Origin of the sequence: uncultured Friedmanniella sp., from assembly GCF_964244285.1 — a bacterium.
Taxonomy (GTDB): domain Bacteria; phylum Actinomycetota; class Actinomycetes; order Propionibacteriales; family Propionibacteriaceae; genus Microlunatus.
In genome coordinates, this window is record NZ_CAXTHT010000002.1 from 264,948 (window position 1) to 283,910 (window position 18,963).

Below are 18,963 nucleotides of genomic sequence, written 5' to 3' on the forward strand. Positions count from 1 at the left end.
GGCTAGACAACTTCCGCTGCTGGCTCACCGCGAGAACAGGGAAGTCGTGACGATGGCCGAACGTGCCGGATCGAACATCCTCAGCCAGCCCCGCGCCGTCTGGGCCGTGGCCTTCGCCTGCGTCATCGCGTTCATGGGCATCGGTCTGGTCGACCCGATCCTGCCCGCGATCAGCGCCGAGCTCGGGGCCAGCCAGGCCCAGACGATGCTGCTGTTCACCAGCTACCTCGCCATCACCGGCCTCGCCATGTTCTTCACCAGCTACGTCTCCAGCCGGTTCGGGGCCAAGCGCACGCTGGTGGTGGGCCTGGCCCTGATCGTGGTCTTCGCGACGCTGGCCGGGTCCTCGGGCAGCGTCGGTGAGATCGTCGGCTTCCGCGCGGGCTGGGGGCTGGGCAACGCCTTGTTCATCTCCACCGCGCTCGCGACCATCGTCGGCGCGGCCTCGGGCGGGGTGAACAGCGCGATCATCCTCTACGAGGCGGCGCTCGGGCTGGGCATCGCCACCGGACCTCTGCTCGGCGGGGCCCTGGGGGCGGTCTCGTGGCGCGGGCCGTTCTTCGGCACCGCGGTGCTGATGACCATCGGCCTGGTCGCCATCGCCGTGCTGTTGCCGAAGGCGCCGCCGGCAGCGGAGCGGGTCACGCTGTCGGCGACCTTCGCCGCCCTGCGGCACCCGGCCCTACTGACCCTCGGTGTCGCTGCGCTCTTCTACAACTACGGCTTCTTCAGCCTGCTCGCCTACACCCCGTTCCCGCTCGAGGCGGCGGCCCAGCGGGCCGGGATGGCCGCGTTCGGTGCCCACCAGCTGGGCCTCATCTTCTGCGGCTGGGGCCTCTGCCTGGCGCTCACCTCCGTCTTCGCGGCGCCGTTCCTGACCCGTCGCATCGGCCGGCAGCGGGTGCTCTACGCGATGCTGACGCTGCTGGCCGCCGACCTCGCGGTGATGGCCTGGCGCGTCGACGACCTGACCACGCTGGTGGTCGCCACCATCGTCGCGGGCCTGTTCCTGGGGGTCATGAACACCGTGCTGACCGAGTCGGTAATGGAGGCGACGGAGCTGCCCCGCAGCGTCGCCTCGTCCACCTACTCCGGCATCCGCTTCGTCGGTGGGGCGGTGGCGCCGGCCGTGGCCGGGGTCATCGCGGCCCGCGCGGGGGCCGCGTCGCCGTACGTGGTGGGGTCGGCGGCGCTGCTGGTCTCGATCCTGGTCCTGGCGGTCGGCCGCCGTCACCTGCGGAGCCTGGGGGGCAGCGACCACGGTGCGGCCCTTCGACAGGCTCAGGGAGCGGATGTGCCGGCGCTGGGAAGCGTGGACGAGGCGTCGGCCCTCACCGGGGCCGACGCCTGAGGCTGCGGCCGCCGGCGGCCGAGTGAGCGACCGGTAGGTTTGCCGCATGGGATGGGCACGCACCGAGAAGAACGCACTGGTCGACACCCTGCGCCGGACCGACCCCGGTGCGGACACCCTGTGCACCGGCTGGTCGACGCGGCGGCTGCTGGCGCACCTGGTGGTCCGCGAGCAGGACGTGCTCGCGAGCCTGGGTGACGCCGTCGGCCGCGCCGAGCCCGGGGAGGAGAAGTACCTCGGTCGACTCGTCGACGGGGCGCAGACCCCCGAGGGCTACGCCGCCCTGGTCGACCGGTTCGTGGCCGGCCCGCCGCGCTGGTCCCCGATGAGCTGGGCGACGGAGCAGATCAACCTGCTCGAGTACGTCGTCCACCACGAGGACGTCCGCCGGGGTGGGACGTCCCCGGCCGAGCCGCGGACGCTACCACCGGCGCAGGACAAGGCGGTCTGGAAGCAGCTGCCGCTGGTCTCCCGGCTGGGGTTCCGCCGCTCGCCCGTCCCCGTGGTGCTGACCCGCCCGGACGGCGCCACGGCCCGCGTGGGCGCTCGCAGGCAGGACGCCGGCGGCGAGGTCGTGCTCACCGGAGAGCCCGTCGAGCTCGCGCTCTACGTCATGGGCCGCCGCGCGGCCGCGCACGTCCAGGTCTCGGGGCCGCCGGCCGCCGTGGACGCGTTCCAGTCCTGGGTCGCCTCGACCTGAGGCTGACGGTCGTACGGCTGCCCCGGACGGTGGGAGGCTGCTCAGGCCAGGGGGACGGTCCAGAACAGCTCGAGCCCGCCGCCCTCCCGGTCGTCGAACGACACCGCACCCCCCCGGTCCTCGGCGCGGCGCTGCAGGTCGGCGAGGCCCTCCTGCGGGCGGTCGGCCAGCGGGACCGAGCCGTCGTCGGAGAGGATCAGCGTCACCGCGAAGCCGTCGCAGGTGACCTCGACCTTGGTGCGCGTGGCCCGTGCGTGCTGGGCGATCTCGCCCAGCGCCGCGCGCAGCGCCTCCTCGGTGGCCCTGGTCAGTCCGTCGTCGGTGAGGCTCTCGACCGAGCCGGTGAGCTCGAGCACCGGGGTGAAGCCGAGGCTGGCTGTCTGCTCGACCACCACCGCGAGGATCCGGCTGGGGAACGCCGCCGCCGGCGTGTGGTCCTGCTGGATGTCGAAGATCGCCGTCCGCAGGCTGCGGATGGTCTCGTCGAGGTTCTGGATGGCGGTGCCCAGCTGGTCGCGGACGGCGGGATCCTCAGACAGGCTCGCGGCGCCCTGGATGGTCAGCCCCGCGGCGAAGAGTCGCTGCACCACGTTGTCGTGCAGGTTGTGCGCGACCCGGGCCCGCTCCTCCAGGATGGCGATCCGGTTCTGGTCCGCGCGCGCATCGACCATCTCCAGGGCCACCGTGGCCTGGGCGGCGAAAGCCTCGGCCACCTCCACGTCCGCCTCGGAGAAGGCGGTGTCCGCGGTCCGGCCGACGGTGATGGCGCCGCGTACCGTGTCCCGGCCCATCAGCGGGAAGACCATGGCGTGGTTGATCGCCATCGGCAGCGGCAGGTGGGTGCTGTGGGTCAACCGCTCGTGGATGTCCTGCACGACCAGCGGTCGGCCCAGCTGCATCGCCTCCCAGGCGATGCTGCCCTGGGCGTCGAAGCGCGCGCCGCGCAGCTTGTCGACCCCCTCCCCGCTGGTGGCGACGATCTCGAGGGTGCGCGGGGTCCGAGGGACCGGCAGACAGACGATGACGCCGTCGGCCCGGGCGACCCGCTGGGCCGAGTGGGCGAGATCGGAGAGCATCGAGGTGCTGTCCTCGTCCTCCTCCATCAGTCGCTGGCTGACCTCGGAGGACACCTGCAGCCACTCGTGTCGCTGCAGGGCTTCGGTGTGCAACCGCGCGTTGGCGATGGCGATGCCGGCCGTGGTCGCGAGCGAACGCAGCAGGTTCTCGTCCTCGACCGTGAACGCGTCGCGATGGATCGGGTTGGCGAGGTAGAGGTTGCCGAAGACGGTGCCGCTGCTGCGCACGGGAAGGCCCAGGAAGGCGGTGAGCGGCGGGTGCCCCTCGGGCAGTCCGGCGCTGCGCGGGTCGTCCGCCGCCGACGGCACCCGGATCGGCGCCGCGACCTCGGTCACCGCCTGCAGCAGCCCGCTGCCCTTGGGCAGGTCACCGATGGCCGCCACGGTGTAGGCGTCCATGCCTTCGTGGACGAACTGCTCGATGCCTCCGTCAGCTCCCAGCACGCCGATGGCGGCGTAACGGGCATCTCCGAGGGATCGTGCGGCCTCGACCACCCGGCGCAGCACCATGGAGAGCGAGAGCTCCGAGACGATCGATCGGTTGTATTCGACGAGACGCTCCAGGCGAACGGCCTCCCGACCGTCGGCCGTGCTCTCGTCGTGCGTCATGTGGCGCTTTCCCCTCGGCGTGCGGACCAGATATCGGCGGCACCGAGGCCGACGGGCAGCGACCGCAGCACCACCTCAGTTAAGCCAAACCTTACGGTAACTCGATATTTCGCGGCAAAACCTCGCCGGCCAATGGTGGGGTGTTTGAGAGCGGACGTGCCAACAAATGCGTTTCGCGATGAGCTGCCTGTCTCGTCAAATGGTCTACGGCCGCTCGGGCGGCTCGGACGCGTGCGCCCGGAGCTCGGCGAGGGCGCCGCGCAACGGCACCGGCCGGCAGCCCGCGGCCAGCGCGCGTGACCTGATCATCGGCTCTGCCCGCCAGAGGGCCCAGCCCCGGCGGAGCAGCAGCAGCAGGGGTTTGCGGTGCTCGACGACGTCGCGCAGGAAGCGCCGGACCAGGTTGGCGGCCCGTGGCCGGTCCAGGTAGAGCGCCGTCACCGGGACCCCGGCCGCCGTGGCCGGGCCGACGAGCTCGGGGGCGAACACGCCCTCGGCGACGAAGACCCGGTGCTCGCCCAGCGCGACCCGGTGCTGGCCGGTGCGACGGCTCTGGGAGATGTCGTAGACCGGGACCTCCGCACTGCCCGTCCGGCAGAGGGCGACGGCCGCGGCCAGAGCCGCTTCGAGGTCCCAGGAACCCGGATGGTCCCAGTCGACCGTGCCCTGGGCTTCCTCGCGCGACGGCAGCCGCGGCAGATCGGCGTGGTCGTGGTCGCGGTAGAAGTCGTCGAGATTCAGCCGGGGGCAGCCCGCCACCGCCGCCAGCCGGGACTTGCCGCTGCCCGAGGCCCCCGCGAGCAGCACCATCCGGCGCGCCTGGCTCACCTCAGTACGAGCCCCCGCCGGCGAGCGACAGCGCTCCGGTGGGGTGCCAGACCGTCTTGATCTCGGTGAACGCCCGCAGCCGGGCCAGCCCCGGGTCGGCCGCGAGGTCGAGAGGTCCGACGGGGGCGTAGACCCGCTTCAGGGTCTCGGACGCGGCCTGCTCGAGCTCGGTCCGCAGCTCGGGTGCGGCTCCGCTGAGGTCCAGCGCGGCCACGTCGCCGTGCGCGGCCAGGTGCGGCGCCATCTCGGCCGGCCGCCCGGTGAGCAGGTTCACCACGCCGGACGCGACGTCGGAGGTCGCCAGCACCTCGGCGAAGGTGATGGCGGTGCAGGCGTCGACCTCGGGAACGAGCACCACGCAGGCGTTCCCGGTCGCCATCAGCGGCGCGACGACCGAGACCAGCCCGAGCAGCGGCGCCCCGGCCGGGGCCAGCGCGGCCACCACGCCCATCGGCTCCGGAGCGGAGTAGGAGAAGTAGGGGCCGGAGACCGCGTTCGCGCTGCCCAGCACCGAGCTGAGCTTGTCGGTCCAGCCGGCATAGTGGACCAGCCGGTCGACCGCGGCGTCGACCTCGGCGCCGGCGGTGCTCGCGTCCGCTCCGGTACCCAGCCCGAGCAGCTCGACGAACTGGGCCCGGCGGCCCTCCAGCATCTCCGCCACCCGGTAGATGACCTGGCCCCGCAGGTACGGCGTGGCGCCGGACCAGGCGCGGCTCCCGGACCGGGCGGCCGTGACCGCGTCGCGGACGTCCTTGCGCGAGCCCTGGGCGGCGTTGGCCCAGAACGCGCCGTCGGCGGTGTGCACCGGATAGGTCCGGCCCGACTCCGATCGCGGGAACGCCCCGCCGATGTAGAGCTTGTACGTCTTGGTCACCGTGGGACGGCTCATCGGGTCTCCTCGTGCCGCGTGTCCGCCCGAAGGTACGCCGCCATCCCCGACGGCCCGCCCTCGCGGCCGTAGCCGGACTCGCCGTAGCCGCCGAAGCTCGCCGTCGGGTCGAAGCGGTTGAAGCTGTTGTCCCAGACGGTCCCGGCCCGGAGCGCGGCGGCCATGGCCATCGCCCGCGAGCCCTTCTCCGTCCAGACCCCGGCCGACAGACCGTACGGGGTGTTGTTGGCCTTCGCGACCGCCTCGTCCGGCGTCCGGAAGGTCATGGTGGTCAGCACCGGTCCGAAGATCTCCTCCCGGGCCACCCGCATCGAGGCGGTCGCCGCGGTGAAGAGGGTGGGCGCGACGAAGTAGCCGCGTTCCGGCAACGAGCCGGGCGCGGTCCAGCTCTGGGCGCCCTCCGCCTCGCCGGCCGCGAGCAGCCGGTGGATTCGTTCTAGCTGGGCGAGTGAGTTGACCGCGCCGACGTCGGTGTTCTTGTCCATCGGGTCCCCGACCCGCAGCGTCGCCACCCGACGCTTCAGCCGCTCCAGGAACTCCTCGGCGATCGGCTCCTGGAGCAGCAGCCGGGACCCGGCGCAGCAGACCTGGCCCTGGTTGAAGAAGATGCCGTCCACCACGCCCTCGACCGCCTGGTCGAGGGCCGCGTCGTCGAACACGATGTTGGCGCCCTTGCCGCCCAGCTCGAGCGTCACGCGGCGGCCGGTCCCGGCCAGCGAGCGCGCGATGCCCCGGCCCACCGACGTCGAGCCGGTGAAGGCCACCTTGTCCAGGCCGGGGTGGGCGAGCAGGGCGGCGCCGACGTCGCCGGCCCCGGGGACGATGTTGACCACCCCGGGCGGCAGGCCCGCGTCGGCGATGATCTCGGCCAGCACCAGGATCGACAGCGAGGTGGTCTCGGCCGGCTTGATCACCACGGTGTTGCCGGCGGCGAGGGCGGGCGCGATCTTCCAGGCGGCCATCAGCAGCGGGAAGTTCCACGGGATGACCTGTCCGGCGACGCCCAGCGGCTGGGGCGCCGGCCCGAGGCCCAGGTGCTGCAGCTTGTCGGCCCAGCCGGCGTGGGAGAAGAAGTGCTGGGCGGCGGCGGGGACGTCGAAGTCCCGGCTCTCCCGGATCGGCTTGCCGTTGTCGAGGGTCTCCACCACGGCCAGCTCGCGGGCCCGCTCGGCGATCCCGCGGGCGATCCGGAACAGGTACGTGCCGCGTTCGGCCCCGCGCATCCGTCCCCAGACCTCGGTCTGGGCCCGGCGAGCCGCCGCCACGGCGCGGTCGATCCCGGCTGCGTCCACCGTGGAGACCATCGCGAGCAGCTCTCCCGTGCCGGGCTCGACGCTCTCCAGGTCGGGGCCGCCGCCCTCGACGAAGGTGCCGTCCACGTAGGGGAGGTAGCGGTCCTTGAGGCTGCCGATGGCCCGCGACTCGGGCGCCGGCGCGTAGTCCCACGCGGCGGGGTCGGCAAGGTTCGTGCTCATGGTGCGTCCGCTCCCGGTCAGTCGAGGGTCACGTGGTCGGTGCCGGTGTAGTGCCCCTCGGCCTGGGCCCGGCGCTGCCGCACCAGGTCGTTGAGGACCGAGGAGGCACCGAAGCGGAACCAGTGCGGGTCCAGCCACTCGGGACCGGCGACCTCGCGGACCGCGACCAGGTGGCGCAGCGCGTCCTTGGCGGTGCGGATGCCGCCCGCCGGCTTCACGCCGCGCTGCTCGCCCGTCTGGTCGAGCCAGTCACGGACGGCCTGCAGCAGCACCTGGGTCACCGGCAGCGTGGCCGCGGGGGACACCTTCCCGGTGGAGGTCTTGACGAAGTCGCCGCCGGCCAACAGGGCCAGCCAGGCGGCGCGGCGCACGTGGTCATAGGTGCCGAGCTCGCCGGTCTCGAGGATGACCTTCAGCCGCGCACCAGGTCCGCAGGCCTGCTTGACCGCCTGGATCTGCTCGAAGACCACGCCGTAGCGGCCGGACAGGAAGGCACCGCGGTCGATCACCATGTCGACCTCGTCGGCACCGGAGTCGACGGCCAGCGCGGTGTCGGCCAGCTTCACCGCGAGCGTGGAGCGGCCCGAGGGGAAGGCGGTGGCGACGGCGGCCACCCGGACGCCGCTGCCCGACAGCTCCTCGACGGCCACCCGGGCGAGGTCGGGGTAGACGCAGACCGCGGCGGGGCGGGGGGTGTCCGGGTGGTCGGGGTCGGGCAGCAACGCCTTGCGCGCCAGGTTGCGCACCTTGCCCGGCGTGTCCGCGCCCTCGAGCGTGGTCAGGTCGACCATCGAGAGGGCCAGGTCGATCAGCCCGCGCTTGGTCTCCCGCTTCAGCGAGCGGGTGGCCAGCTGGGCGGACCGGCGCTCCAGCCCCACCGGGTCGACGCCGGGCAGCCCGGCCAGGAAGCGGCGGAGGGCCGACTCGTCCACGGTCGCGTCCAGCAGGTGGGCCGGCAGCCGGACCGCTGCCGGGATCGCGACGGGGGTCTTCGTCGTCGCTGCGGTCATGGCGATGATCCTATCCGTGCCCCGTGGGTGACGGTCTGGTGACGACGGCCCGCCGGCTTGGCCGGCTGGCTACCCTGTGCTCCTCGGGCCCGGACCTCCAGGAGCCCGACCATGCCCACCCCCTTGTCACCGCGGGTTTCGCGAGCGCTCCGGCTGCTCCTCGTGCTGGCCTTCCCCGGGGCCACGGTGTCGGCTCTCGCCATCCCGTCGGCACCGGCGGCGGCTGCAGCCACCGTCGCCTGCGGGGACCTGTCCCAGCCGGTCCTGCAGCGGGTCGACCCGGCCACCGGTGGCGGCCTGCTGACGGTGTGGCCGGCCGAAGCCGCCGGGGCCGTCCGGTACGGCTTCACCACCGACGCGGGCACGAGCTTCTTCGCCTCCGGTTCCGACGGCGACGGCCTGGTGCCGGTCCACCGGCTGCGCTCGGGGTCGACGGGGGACTACGTCTACTCAGCGGACCTGGCCGAGATCGACCGGCTGGCCGCAGCCGGCTACCGCGACCAGACCACCAGCTTCTACGTCTCGCTCGCGCCGGCGTCGTGCCTGGTCGGGGTCCAGCGTTACGTCAGGGCCGGGCAGCACCGGCTGGCCGTCGGAGCCGCCGGGGACACCCTCGCGGCCGCGGGCTGGCGGGCCGAGGGCACCCAGTTCTACGCGGCGTCCGCCCCGTACCGACTGCCGTCGACGGTGCTCAGCACCCAGCCGATCGCCACCACCCAGGGCAGCACGTTCTCGTTCGCGGTGGTACCGGACACCCAGCTCGAGGTGCTGCGCGCCTCGGACACCCGGCTGGCCGACCGCTCGCGCTGGATCCTCCGGCAGCCGAAGATGAGCTTCGCGCTGCAGACCGGGGACCTCGTCAACTGGGACACCCCCGACCACGTGCAGTGGCGGCGGGCGGACCGCGGGCTGGCCCCGCTGCAGCAGGCCCGGCTGCCGTACACGGTCTTGGTGGGCAACCACGACACCTTGGCCACCGGTCCGGGCGGCAGCGCCCGCGACCCCCGCCGCACGCACACGCTGATCCGTGCGACGTCGACCCTGAACTCCACCTTCGACGCCCAGGACTTCCGTGGGGTCGGCGGGGAGTTCGAGGTGGGCAAGGTCGACAACCTCTACACGCTGTACACCGCCGGCGGCCGCCGCTGGATGGTGCTCAGCCTGGAGTTCTGCCCGCGGCCCGCGGTCGTCAGCTGGGCCGCGCGGGTCGCCGCCGCTCATCCCCGGTACAACGTCATCGTCTCGACCCACTCCTACCTGACCGCCCACGGCAACATCAGCACCAGCAACGGCGGCTACGGCGACACGAGCGGGGCGTACCTGTGGAAGCACCTGGTCAGCCGCTACCCCAACGTCTCGATGGTGTTCTCCGGCCACACGGGCAAGGCGCGGAAGGCGCGCGTCGACCACGGGATGCACGGCAACACCGTCTACTCCTTCCTCACCACCTTCCACGACGAGCGCAGCAACCCCACCCGGCTGATGACCGTCGACACGAAGAAGAAGACGATCAGTACCCGGATCTACGCGCCGAACACCAAGACGACCTGGAAGGCGTACACGCAGACCCTGAAGGGCGCGACCTTCGTCGGCTGACGCCCAGACCCTTCAGCCTCGCGGCCTCAGGTGATAGAACAGGCCTGCCGCCGGGTCGTCGATGAGGCCGACCCGGGGGTTGCCGGGTGCGCGCCGGACGTCGCGGGTCAGCGGGTGAGGCGATCCAGGGTGCGGCCCAGGGCGGCGACCGCCTCGTCCAGCTCGTCCTCGGTGATCGAGAGCGCCGGGCGGAAGCGGACCGAGCGGACCCCGCACGGCAGCACGATCACGTGCTCCACGTCGTGCAGGTCGGCGACCACCGCACCACGCAGCTCCGGAGTGGCCAGGTCGCAGGCCGCGAAGAGGCCCCGCCCCCGCACGTTGTCGAGCTCGGGGTGGGTGTCGGCGACTGTCCGGAGGCCGGCCAGCAGGTGTTCGCCCTTGGGGCCGGCGGCCTCGATCAGGCCCTCGGCCTCGATGATCTCCAGCAGCCGGCGGGAGCGCACCATGTCCGTCAGTCCGCCGCCCCAGGTGGAGTTGATCCGACCGGAGACCCGGAAGACGTGGTCGGGTACCTCGTCCAGCCGACCGCCGCCCATCACCCCGCCGACCTGAGCCTTCTTGGAGAACGCGACCAGGTCGGGCTGCACCCCGAGCTGCTGGTAGGCCCACGGGGTTCCGGTGGTGCCGACGCCGGTCTGCACCTCGTCCATGATCACCAGCGCGTCGTGCTCGTGCACCAGCTGCTGCATCCGCTGCAGGAACTCCGGCCGCAGGTGGTTGTCACCGCCCTCGCCCTGGATCGGCTCGGCGATGAAGGCCGCGATGTCGTGCGGGTGATCGGCGAAGGCCTGCCGGGCCTGCTTCAGCGCGTGCTCCTCGGCCGCCTCGACCTCGGCCAGATGGTCGGCCAGCGGGAAGCGGAGGGCCGGAACGTCGATCCGCGGCCAGTCGAACTTCGGGAAGCGGGCCGTCTTGCCCGGTTCGGTGTTGGTCAGCGAGAGGGTGTAGCCGGAGCGGCCGTGGAACGCCCTGGTCAGGTGCAGGATCCTGGTGCCGAGCTCGGGGCTGCGTCCGGCGGCCTCGTTGTGCCGGCTCTTCCAGTCGAAGGCCGCCTTGAGGGCGTTCTCGACCGCCAGCGCGCCGCCCTCGACGAAGAACAGGTACGGAAGCGCGGGGTCGCCGAGCACTCGGTCGAAGGTCGCCACGAACTCCGCGTACGCGGCCGAGTACATGTCCGGGTTGGCCGGCTTGTTGGCGGCGATCTCGCCCAGCTCGGCGACGAACGTCGGGTCGTCGGCCAACCCGGGCGGGTTGATGCCCAGGGGTGCGGAGGCGAAGAACGTGTACAGGTCGAGGTAGGTCGTGCCGTCCCGGGCGTCGACCAGCCGCGAGCCGCGGCTGCGGCGCAGGTCGAGCACCAGCTTCATGCCGTCGGTGAGGACGTGGCGCCCTAGCACCTCGTGGACCTCGGCGGGGGAGACGTGCGTACGCTCGGCCATGCGGACCTCCAGACGACATGTTCTCTGGGCCTTCGGGACCAGATGTACAGATATTAGCGTCTCATCCGACTGTCACCGCAAATGCTCTCACGTCGTGTCCGTTGCCCCGCCTTCCTCATCGACAGGGGTGAGGGCGAAGTCGAGGTCCAGCTCCTCGAGCGCCTGGTCGTCACCGGTGAGTCGGCGCCGGACGGCCTGGTGGAAATCCCACTCCCGATGGGGGGCGAGGTCGAGGAGCTCGATCATCAGGAGCCACCAGGTCAGGAGATCCCCGCCCGGCTGGTGGTGAGCCCGCGCCCGGATGAACTCCGCGACGCCCCGGAACAGGTCGGACCCGGGTCCGGCCGGGTCGGTGAGGCGGCGGCCCGCCTCGATGGACGGCTTGTCCTCGTCGTCCCAACCGTCGAGGTGCCGCAGTACGAGAGGGTGCAGGTCCGGGTCGCCGAGCGCCCCGGCGGCCAGCATCTCCATCCGCCAGACGTCACCCGTCGGACGGGTCAGGGCGGCGCGGACGCGTGGCAGCGCGCGCTGGTCGCCCCGAAAAGCCAGGCCCAGCAACGCCTCGCACCGGGTGTCGCGGTCCAGGTCGTCGAGCCTCAGCGCGAGGACCTCCCGCAGCTCGGGGGTGTCGACCTCCCGGCACTGCGTGCCCAGCACGAAGCAGGCGTGGTCGCGCACCCGCGCATCGGCGTCGGTGGTGAGTCGGATCGCTGTCTCGAGGACCACGCCCGCAGGCGGCTCACCCGGGGTGAAGAAGGGCAGGTTCGAGACCAGCGCGAGCCGTACCGCCGGTGACGGGTGGTCCGCCAGCGCCAGCAAGGCCGGCCACTGGTGCTCCTCGACTTGCTCGAGGGCCGCGTAGAAGAGCTCGGTCTCGTCCTCGCCGGTGAGGATCGACCGCAGCACGGTCGCCAGTGCGGTCTCGGACGAGGTCACGAGTCGGGCACCGGTCCCTCCGTCTTTCCGCCGCGAACGTCAGGGAACTTCACAGGTCATTGGTGGTGCTGAGCCCGCTCGTGCTCTCCGAGAGCCAGCAGTTCTGCGCGTACAGCCGCCCTGGCCCGGGCGCACGCTGGCCCGCCAGCCCGCGCTCCACGTCCGCCTGGTCCTCGCCCGGACGGAAGCTACTCGAGACGGGTGACCCCGAACGCGAGTGTGCACTAATCGCGTCGAACGACCACCTGCCGGACCCTTTTCCGCACACTCGGCCCGGGTGGCGGGTCACTCGACCACCATCTCGCCCATCTCGTCCCAGCTGTCACCCTCGACCTGGCGGCTGACGATCTTCGGCGTGTGCAGCAGGGTGGGCGGCAGGTCCCGGACGGCGGCGGCGAAATGCTCGCTGGACACGTGCGGGCCGGCCCCGTCGTCGGAGAAGGCCTCGACCAGGACGAACTCGTTGGGGTTGTCCAGGCTGCGCGACCACTCGAACCAGAGGTTGCCCGGCTCGCGGCGGGTGGCGGTGGTGAAGCTGGTTACCAGCTCGGGCCAGCGCTGGACCCATTCGGGCTTCACCTCGAACTTGACGACGATCAGGTACATCTCGAACCTCCGGGTCCGCGGGCAGTCAGGTGCGGTCAGCCCCATCCCACCACGCGAGGACGCGGGTCCCGAGGAAGGTCAGCCAGGGCGACGGCTCGCCCACCGGCACATCGACCTCCAACCAGACCTCGCCGAGGTAGCGGCGCTGCTGCCGCCAGGTCCCCAGGGGCTGACGGGCGGCCCGGACGATCTCGATCGCGTCGGCCAGCCGCGGGTCCGGCGAGGTGCCGTCGAGCAGGGCGGCGGCGCGGAAGTAGTCGGCGGCGTTGAGGGCCGTGTAGACCCAGCGCAGCGGGTAGGCGTGGTACTCGACCCACGGACCGACGAGCTCACCCGTGCCGAGCCGGCGGGTCAGCCGGCGCTGCAGCAGGTACTCCTCACCGCTCCGGCGGACGGCCCGCAGCTCGGCGGAGCCGCCGGTGAGGCTCTCGTAGCCGAGCAGGCCCTTGAGGCTGTTGAGCGTGGAGTGGAACGAGGACCGGGTCGAGCCTTCGACCCATTCGCAGTTCCAGCCGCCATCGGGCAGCTGGTGCTCGCCGAACCAGGCGGCCAACGGGGTCACGTCCGCGCCGAGCCAGGCACCGTTGGCCAGGGTGAAGCCGTTGATGCAGCAGTCGACCTCACCGTCCCAGTAGGGCAGGTCGTCGTACTCCCAGCGGCTGCTCTCGGCCAGCCGTTCGGCCGTGTCGGTGAGGACGACCGGGTCGAGGCCCCAGTCGCGCAGCGTGTTCAGCGTCCAGGTGGTGGCGGTGTAGGGCTGGCCCTGCTCGTCCTCGGCGGGGGCGTACCCTCGCGGGAAGTAGGCACCGCCGGCCCACTGGCCGTCCGGGTCCTGATGGGAGAGCAGCTCGGCTCCGTAGCCCTCGGTGGCCACCCGCGCCCGCGTCGCCTGCCAGACCGCGGGCGGCGCCCCGGCCAGGTCGCGTTCCACCTGCCAGCGCAGGGCCGGGTCGGTGTCGAGCATCCACGCCAGCAGAGCCGGTTCGACCGTCATGGCGACACGCTAGCGGTCACGACAGAGGCAGCAGACCGGCCATCTCCTCGCGCAGCTGGGCCACCGACGCCCGGGCCTTGGCTCGGGCGCCGGCCACGTCGGGAGCAGGATCGAGGTGGACCTCGAGGTAGCACTTGAGCTTGGGCTCGGTGCCCGAGGGTCGCACCACGACCTTGGTCATCTCGCCGGTGATCATGACGGCGTCGGTGGGAGGAAGATGATCATGACCCGGACCAAGATCGACAACGTCGACCGCTGAACCCAGCAACCGTTCCGGCGGGGCGGCCCGGAGCCGAGCCATCGCGTCGATGATCAGGGACAGCTCGGCCACCCGGAAGGACAGCTGGCTCGTTTCGTGCACACCGTGGGTCCGGGCGATGTCGTCGAGCCGGTCGGCCAGCGTCCGGCCCTCGGCCGCGAGCCCGGCCGCCAGCTGTAGCACCCGCAGCAGGGCGGACATCCCGTCCTTGTCGGGGACGGCCTCGGGGTCGACGCAGTAGCCGATGGCCTCCTCGTAGCCGAAGGCCAGGCCCGGGACGCGGCCGATCCACTTGAAGCCGGTGAGAGTCGTCGTGAACGGCTGCCCGTACGCGGCGGCGATCCGCGACAGCAGCGAGCTGGAGACGACCGAGGCGGCGTAGGTGCCCTGGACGCCGCGACGCAGCGCGTCCTCGCCCAGCAGCGTGCCCAGCTCGTCGCCGGTGAGCATCCGCCAGCCGCCGTCGACGACGACCGCGGCGGCACAGCGGTCGGCGTCGGGGTCGTTGGCCACGACCAGGTCCGCTCCGCTCCCGCGGGCCTGAGCGAGCGCCAGGTCGATCGCTCCTGGCTCCTCGGGGTTCGGGAACGGCACCGTGGGGAAGTCCGGGTCGGGTTCGGCCTGGGCGGCGACGACCGCCGCGGCGGGGAAGCCGGCAGCCGCCACGGCCCGGGACACCAGCGAGCCGCCCACCCCGTGCATCGGGGTGTAGACCCAGCGGAGCGCCCGGGGCGCGTCCGTCGGCACCAGGGTGGCCAGCCGCTCGAGGTAGGCGTCCTCCAGCTCCTCGCCCAGCACCCGGTAGTCGTCGCTACGGGGGACGTCGGCGAGCGCGTGCCGGGTGACCTGCTCGATCCGCGCCGCGATGTCGGCGTCGGCCGGCGGGACGATCTGCGAGCCGTCGCCGAGGTAGACCTTGTAGCCGTTGTCCTGTGGCGGGTTGTGCGAGGCGGTGACCATGACGGCCGCGGCGCAGCGGAAGTGCCGGATGCCGAAGGCGACGACCGGGGTGGGGGTGGGCCGCGGCGTCAGCAGCGTCTCGAAGCCGGCGGCGGCCATGATCTCGGCGGTGTCCCGCGCGAACTGCGCCGACCCGTGCCGGGCGTCGTAGCCCACCAGCACCGGCTGTCCCGCCCCGCCGGTGTCCAGCAGGTAGGTGGCCAGGCCGGCGGCGGCCTGGCCGACGACCACCCGGTTCATCCGGTTCGGCCCCGGCCCCAGCGCGCCGCGCAGGCCGGCGGTACCGAAGGCCAGCCGCCCGGTGAACGCGTCGACGAGTTCGTCCCGGGCGTCCTGCTCGCCGCCGGCCGTCCGGCTCAGCAGCTCCCCGGTCCGCGCGCGCGTCGTGGGGTCGGGGTCCTGGGCCGTCCAGGCCGAGATCGCCCGCTGCAGGTCGGGCGGCAGGGGTCTGCTCACCTCAGAGCACGCCGGCCAGGCCGGCCAGCAGGGTGCGCAGTCGGGGTGCCGCCTCCCGGCCCGCCTCCAGCACCTCCTCGTGGTGCAGCGGCGTGGGGGAGATGCCCGCCGCCAGGTTGGTCACCAGCGAGATGCCGAGGACGTCGAGCCCGGCCTCGCGGGCGGCGATGGTGTCCAGGGCCGTCGACATGCCGACCAGGTCACCGCCGAGGACGCCGGCCATCCGCACCTCGGCCGGGGTCTCGAAGTTGGGGCCGTGGAACTGGACGTAGACCCCGTCGGGCAGGTCCGGGTCGACGGAGCGAGCGAGCTCGCGCAGTCGGGGGGCGTAGGCGTCGGTCATGTCCACGAAACGCGCTCCAACCAGCGGCGACGCGGCGGTGAGGTTGATGTGGTCGCGGATCAGGACGGCGGTGCCGGGCGCCCAGTCGGGGTTCAGCCCGCCGCAGCCGTTGGTGAGGACGAGCGTGCGGACCCCCGCGGCGGCGGCGGTCCGGACGCCGTGCACCACCTGGGCGACCCCACGGCCCTCGTAGTAGTGGGTACGGCCGGTGAACAGGGCGGCCAGCTTGCCGGCCGCCGTCCGCACGATCTGCAGCTCGCCCCCGTGCCCCACCACGGTCGGTGCCGCGAAGCCGGGCAGCTCGGCCAGGGAGCATCGGCCCAGCACCTCGCCGAGGTCGTCAGCGGCGGCCGACCAGCCCGAGCCGAGGACGAACGCCAGGTCCAGGGTGTCCACAGCGAAGCGACGGCGGAGCTCGGCGGCGGCCTCGGCGGCCAGGGCGTACGGGTCATCGGACATGGCTGGCAGCATAGGGCGACGCGCGCGGTCGAGGAGCCGGCCGGGCCCGGGCTCAGGACGTCGCCGCTACCAGCCGCTGGTGCAGGGCCGGGAGCGCAGCTCGGCCAGGTAGTCGCTCGGCGCGTCCGCGGCCTCGGCCGCGTCGGCCAGGATGCCGAGGGTGCGGGCGCTGGGGGTGCCACCCTCGAAGTCGTGCAGCACGTAGACCCACGCCGTCTGCTCACCCTCCAGCGTGGCGACCCGGACCCGCACCTTCTCGTACAGCCCGGAGTCGGCGCTCTCCCACTGGTCCAGCGCGGCTTCGTCGGAGGTGGTGACGTCGTACAGACCGACGAACACGTGCCCGTCCGCGTCCTCGACGACCGTCGGCAGCGCCCCGTCCCAGCCCTCGCCGCCGAAGGTCAGCCGCCAGCCCTGCAGCCAGCCGGTGCCCCGGAGCGGCGAGTGCGGGCAGCGGTCAGCCATCTGTGCGGGGTCGAGGTTGCTCCCGTAGGCGGCGTACTGCACGCAGGGAGGCTATCGGTCACGCGTGGAAGAATGCAGCGGTGACTCGCGTAGTGATCGTCGGCGGTGGGCCCGGGGGGTACGAGGCGGCGCTCGTCGGCAGCCAGCTGGGCGGCCAGGTGACCCTGATCGACACCGACGGACTCGGCGGCTCGGCCGTGCTGACCGACTGCGTCCCCTCCAAGACCCTGATCGCGACCGCCGAGGTGATGACCGAGGTCCGGGAGTCGCTCGAGCTCGGCGTCCGGTTCGGCACCCGGGGCCTCGAGGGTCGGGAGGCTGCCAACGTCGACGCCACCGTCAGTGTGGACCTCGCTGCGGTCAACGCCCGGGTCCTCGGCCTGGCCCGCCGGCAGTCCGAGGACATCTGCGAGCGGATCCAGCGCGAGAACGTCGAGCTGGTCATCGGCCGTGGACGGTTGGAGAGCCCCGACCGGGTGGTCGCGGAGACCGCCGACGGCCCGCGGGCGCTCGAGGCCGACATGGTGCTGATCGCGACCGGCGCCGCGCCGCGCCAGCTGGCGACCGCCAGGCCGGACGGTGAGCGGATCCTCACCTGGACCCAGCTCTACGACCTCAAGGAGCTGCCGGAGCGGCTGATCGTCGTCGGCTCGGGCGTCACCGGGGCCGAGTTCGCCAGCGCCTACGACGCCCTCGGCTGCGACGTGGTGCTCATCTCCTCCCGCGACCGGGTGCTGCCGGGCGAGGACGCCGACGCCGCGCAGGTGCTCGAGGACGTCTTCACCCGACGCGGGATGACGGTGATGTCGCGGTCGCGTGCGGCCTCGGTGACCCGGCACGGCGACTCGGTCGAGGTGACTTTGGCCGACGGGCGGCTGGTCACCGGCTCGCACTGCCTGATGGCGGTCGGCTCGGTGCCCAACACCGCCGACATGGGGCTGGCCGAGGCGGGCGTCGCCGTCGACGAGGGTGGCTTCATCACCGTCGACCGCGTCTCCCGCACCTCGGCCCGCGGCGTCTACGCGGCCGGCGACTGCACCGGCGTGCTTCCGCTGGCCTCCGTGGCGGCCATGCAGGGCCGGATCGCGATGTGGCACATGCTGGGCGACGCGGTGGGACCGCTGGACCTGATGACGGTGTCCTCGAACGTCTTCACCTCCCCCGAGATCGCCACTGTCGGCGTCACGCAGAACCAGGTGGACTCCGGAGAGGTGATCGCCCGCTCGGTCACCCTCCCGCTGCGGGGCAACCCCCGGGCCAAGATGCAGGGCAGCCGGGACGGTTTCGTGAAGCTGTTCTGCCGGAGCGTGACCGGGATCGTGATCGGCGGCGTCGTGGTCGCCCCGCGGGCCAGTGAGCTGATCTACCCGGTGGCCATGGCGGTGTCGGAACGGCTCACGGTCGACCAGGTCTCGCAGTCCTTCACCGTCTACCCCTCGATGACCGGCTCGATCGCCGAGGCGGCCCGGCGGCTGCACGGCTCCCGCTCAATCATCAGCTGACCTGCCCCCCGGACCATGACGTTGCTGCGCTGTGCCGTGAGTACACGGCACAGCGCAGCACTGTCTCCTGGCCCGGGTACTTTCGGTGCTGTGAACGCGCTGGACGAGGTGGTGGGTCTGTTGCGCGGACGTCCCTGGGTGGCGCTGACCGGGGCGGGTCTCAGCACCGACTCGGGCATTCCCGACTACCGCGGGCCGACCTCGGTCCGGGCCACGCCGATGCAGTACGGCGAGTTCGTCGGCTCGGTCACCTCGCGCCAGCGCTACTGGGCGCGGTCCTACCTCGGCTGGCGCCGGATCGGCCAGGCGTACCCCAACCCCGGTCACCACGCCCTCGTGGACCTCGAGCAGCTCGGTCTCGAGGGGGTGCTGACCCAGAACGTGGACGGCCTGCACGCCGCGGCCGGCAGCCGTGAGGTGATCGACCTGCACGGCCGGATCTCCGACGTGGTCTGCCTGGGCTGCCGCGAGGTGAGCCCGCGGCTGAGCCTGCAGCGGCGGCTCGCGGTTCTGAACCCGGGGCTGACTCAGGCTGCGCCGCCGGAGCATGCTCTGCCTTCGCGGGGGGGACGACCCCCCCGGACCCCCCCGCTGCATGCAGAGATGCGCCCCGACGGCGACGCAGTCGTCGAGGACTGGCACGACTTCGTCCTCGCCGACTGCGGGTCCTGTGGCGGGGTCCTGAAGCCGGACGTCGTCTTCTTCGGCGAGTCCGTGCCCCGACCGCGGGTCGCGGAGGCGTACGCCCTGGTGGACCGGTCCCAGGTGCTGGTGGTGCTGGGCTCGTCGCTGACCGTGATGTCCGGCCTGCGCTTCGTCCGGCACCAGACCAAGCGCGGGCTGCCCACGGTCATCGTCAACCGGGGTCCGACCAGGGGTGACGAGCTGGCGGCGCTCAAGCTCGAGCAGGGGACCTCCGAGACCCTCGCCGCCCTCTGCGGGCGGCTCGAGAAGTTGGAGCCGGACGCCTCTTGACGTGCGTTGGCTAATACTCTTAGTCTAAAGCT

17 protein-coding genes are annotated in these 18,963 nt (G+C 72.5%); 5 read left to right on the top strand and 12 right to left on the bottom strand.

Going from position 1 to position 18,963, the window contains the following annotated elements:
- Positions 1-52 precede the first annotated feature (52 nt).
- Together ACFE7W_RS05500 and ACFE7W_RS05505 are read left to right on the top strand one after the other, a co-directional pair.
- A complete protein-coding gene (locus ACFE7W_RS05500; RefSeq protein ID WP_375423784.1) occupies positions 53-1,351 on the top strand; it encodes an MFS transporter in 1,299 nt (432 codons plus the stop codon).
- 46 nt (positions 1,352-1,397) lie between these two features.
- Positions 1,398-2,051, top strand: coding sequence for a TIGR03085 family metal-binding protein (locus ACFE7W_RS05505; protein ID WP_375423785.1), 654 nt, complete (start codon positions 1,398-1,400; stop codon positions 2,049-2,051).
- Positions 2,052-2,092: 41 nt separating this feature from the next.
- On the opposite strand, the gene ACFE7W_RS05510 is transcribed toward ACFE7W_RS05505, so the two are convergent.
- The 5 genes from ACFE7W_RS05510 to deoC form a co-directional block, all read right to left on the bottom strand.
- The gene (locus ACFE7W_RS05510; protein WP_375423786.1) at positions 2,093-3,736 is read right to left on the bottom strand and encodes a GAF domain-containing sensor histidine kinase; all 1,644 of its coding nucleotides are present in this window, start codon (positions 3,734-3,736) and stop codon (positions 2,093-2,095) included.
- A 204-nt stretch (positions 3,737-3,940) separates the two neighbouring features.
- Positions 3,941-4,564 (bottom strand): uridine kinase, encoded by a 624-nt coding sequence (locus ACFE7W_RS05515; protein WP_375423787.1) that lies wholly within the window; start codon positions 4,562-4,564, stop codon positions 3,941-3,943.
- A 1-nt stretch (position 4,565) separates the two neighbouring features.
- The gene (locus ACFE7W_RS05520; RefSeq protein WP_375423788.1) at positions 4,566-5,453 is read right to left on the bottom strand and encodes an aldehyde dehydrogenase family protein; all 888 of its coding nucleotides are present in this window, start codon (positions 5,451-5,453) and stop codon (positions 4,566-4,568) included.
- Entirely contained in the window at positions 5,450-6,928 is a 1,479-nt protein-coding gene (locus tag ACFE7W_RS05525; protein ID WP_375423789.1) for an aldehyde dehydrogenase family protein, read from the bottom strand. Before ACFE7W_RS05525 ends, ACFE7W_RS05520 begins: the two co-directional genes overlap by 4 nt.
- Positions 6,929-6,945: 17 nt before the next feature.
- Positions 6,946-7,938 carry a deoxyribose-phosphate aldolase gene (deoC, locus tag ACFE7W_RS05530; protein WP_375423790.1) on the bottom strand — a complete coding sequence of 331 codons (993 nt, stop codon included), beginning with the start codon at positions 7,936-7,938 and terminating at the stop codon, positions 6,946-6,948.
- Between the two features lie 111 nt (positions 7,939-8,049).
- Between deoC and ACFE7W_RS05535 the strand changes: the two genes are divergently transcribed.
- Positions 8,050-9,534, top strand: coding sequence for a metallophosphoesterase (locus ACFE7W_RS05535; protein WP_375423791.1), 1,485 nt, complete (start codon positions 8,050-8,052; stop codon positions 9,532-9,534).
- Positions 9,535-9,641: 107 nt separating this feature from the next.
- Here the strand turns inward: ACFE7W_RS05535 and lat are convergent, their stop codons facing one another.
- From lat to ACFE7W_RS05570, 7 genes are all read right to left on the bottom strand, one after another.
- The gene (gene lat / locus ACFE7W_RS05540; protein ID WP_375423792.1) at positions 9,642-10,976 is read right to left on the bottom strand and encodes an L-lysine 6-transaminase; all 1,335 of its coding nucleotides are present in this window, start codon (positions 10,974-10,976) and stop codon (positions 9,642-9,644) included.
- 87 nt (positions 10,977-11,063) lie between these two features.
- Positions 11,064-11,912 (bottom strand): HEAT repeat domain-containing protein, encoded by an 849-nt coding sequence (locus ACFE7W_RS05545; RefSeq protein WP_375423793.1) that lies wholly within the window; start codon positions 11,910-11,912, stop codon positions 11,064-11,066.
- A gap of 285 nt (positions 11,913-12,197) precedes the next feature.
- The gene (locus ACFE7W_RS05550; protein ID WP_375423794.1) at positions 12,198-12,518 is read right to left on the bottom strand and encodes a putative quinol monooxygenase; all 321 of its coding nucleotides are present in this window, start codon (positions 12,516-12,518) and stop codon (positions 12,198-12,200) included.
- Between the two features lie 25 nt (positions 12,519-12,543).
- On the bottom strand, positions 12,544-13,512 hold the full coding sequence (locus tag ACFE7W_RS05555; protein ID WP_375423795.1) for a squalene cyclase: 969 nt from the start codon (positions 13,510-13,512) through the stop codon (positions 12,544-12,546).
- A gap of 16 nt (positions 13,513-13,528) precedes the next feature.
- Positions 13,529-15,187: a phospho-sugar mutase gene (locus tag ACFE7W_RS05560; protein ID WP_375423796.1), complete on the bottom strand. Its 1,659-nt coding sequence runs from the start codon at positions 15,185-15,187 to the stop codon at positions 13,529-13,531.
- Between the two features lies 1 nt (position 15,188).
- A complete protein-coding gene (locus ACFE7W_RS05565; RefSeq protein ID WP_375423797.1) occupies positions 15,189-15,989 on the bottom strand; it encodes a purine-nucleoside phosphorylase in 801 nt (266 codons plus the stop codon).
- 66 nt (positions 15,990-16,055) lie between these two features.
- Positions 16,056-16,496 (bottom strand): gamma-glutamylcyclotransferase family protein, encoded by a 441-nt coding sequence (locus tag ACFE7W_RS05570; RefSeq protein WP_375423798.1) that lies wholly within the window; start codon positions 16,494-16,496, stop codon positions 16,056-16,058.
- 38 nt (positions 16,497-16,534) lie between these two features.
- On the opposite strand from ACFE7W_RS05570, the gene ACFE7W_RS05575 reads away from it, so the two are divergent.
- Positions 16,535-17,956: an NAD(P)H-quinone dehydrogenase gene (locus ACFE7W_RS05575; RefSeq protein ID WP_375423799.1), complete on the top strand. Its 1,422-nt coding sequence runs from the start codon at positions 16,535-16,537 to the stop codon at positions 17,954-17,956.
- Positions 17,957-18,046: 90 nt separating this feature from the next.
- Positions 18,047-18,931 (top strand): Sir2 family NAD-dependent protein deacetylase, encoded by an 885-nt coding sequence (locus ACFE7W_RS05580; RefSeq protein ID WP_375423800.1) that lies wholly within the window; start codon positions 18,047-18,049, stop codon positions 18,929-18,931.
- Positions 18,932-18,963: the final 32 nt, after the last annotated feature.

Excerpts from the sequence above, each read along its gene's own strand:
- ACFE7W_RS05500 (WP_375423784.1), top strand. The coding sequence starts at position 53 with ATGGCCGAACGTGCCGGATCGAACATCCTCAGCCAGCCCCGCGCCGTC.
- ACFE7W_RS05505 (WP_375423785.1), top strand. The coding sequence starts at position 1,398 with ATGGGATGGGCACGCACCGAGAAGAACGCACTGGTCGACACCCTGCGC.
- ACFE7W_RS05510 (WP_375423786.1), bottom strand. The coding sequence starts at position 3,736 with ATGACGCACGACGAGAGCACGGCCGACGGTCGGGAGGCCGTTCGCCTG.
- ACFE7W_RS05520 (WP_375423788.1), bottom strand. The coding sequence starts at position 5,453 with ATGAGCCGTCCCACGGTGACCAAGACGTACAAGCTCTACATCGGCGGG.
- ACFE7W_RS05525 (WP_375423789.1), bottom strand. The coding sequence starts at position 6,928 with ATGAGCACGAACCTTGCCGACCCCGCCGCGTGGGACTACGCGCCGGCG.
- deoC (WP_375423790.1), bottom strand. The coding sequence starts at position 7,938 with ATGACCGCAGCGACGACGAAGACCCCCGTCGCGATCCCGGCAGCGGTC.
- ACFE7W_RS05535 (WP_375423791.1), top strand. The coding sequence starts at position 8,050 with ATGCCCACCCCCTTGTCACCGCGGGTTTCGCGAGCGCTCCGGCTGCTC.
- lat (WP_375423792.1), bottom strand. The coding sequence starts at position 10,976 with ATGGCCGAGCGTACGCACGTCTCCCCCGCCGAGGTCCACGAGGTGCTA.
- ACFE7W_RS05550 (WP_375423794.1), bottom strand. The coding sequence starts at position 12,518 with ATGTACCTGATCGTCGTCAAGTTCGAGGTGAAGCCCGAATGGGTCCAG.
- ACFE7W_RS05555 (WP_375423795.1), bottom strand. The coding sequence starts at position 13,512 with ATGACGGTCGAACCGGCTCTGCTGGCGTGGATGCTCGACACCGACCCG.
- ACFE7W_RS05565 (WP_375423797.1), bottom strand. The coding sequence starts at position 15,989 with ATGTCCGATGACCCGTACGCCCTGGCCGCCGAGGCCGCCGCCGAGCTC.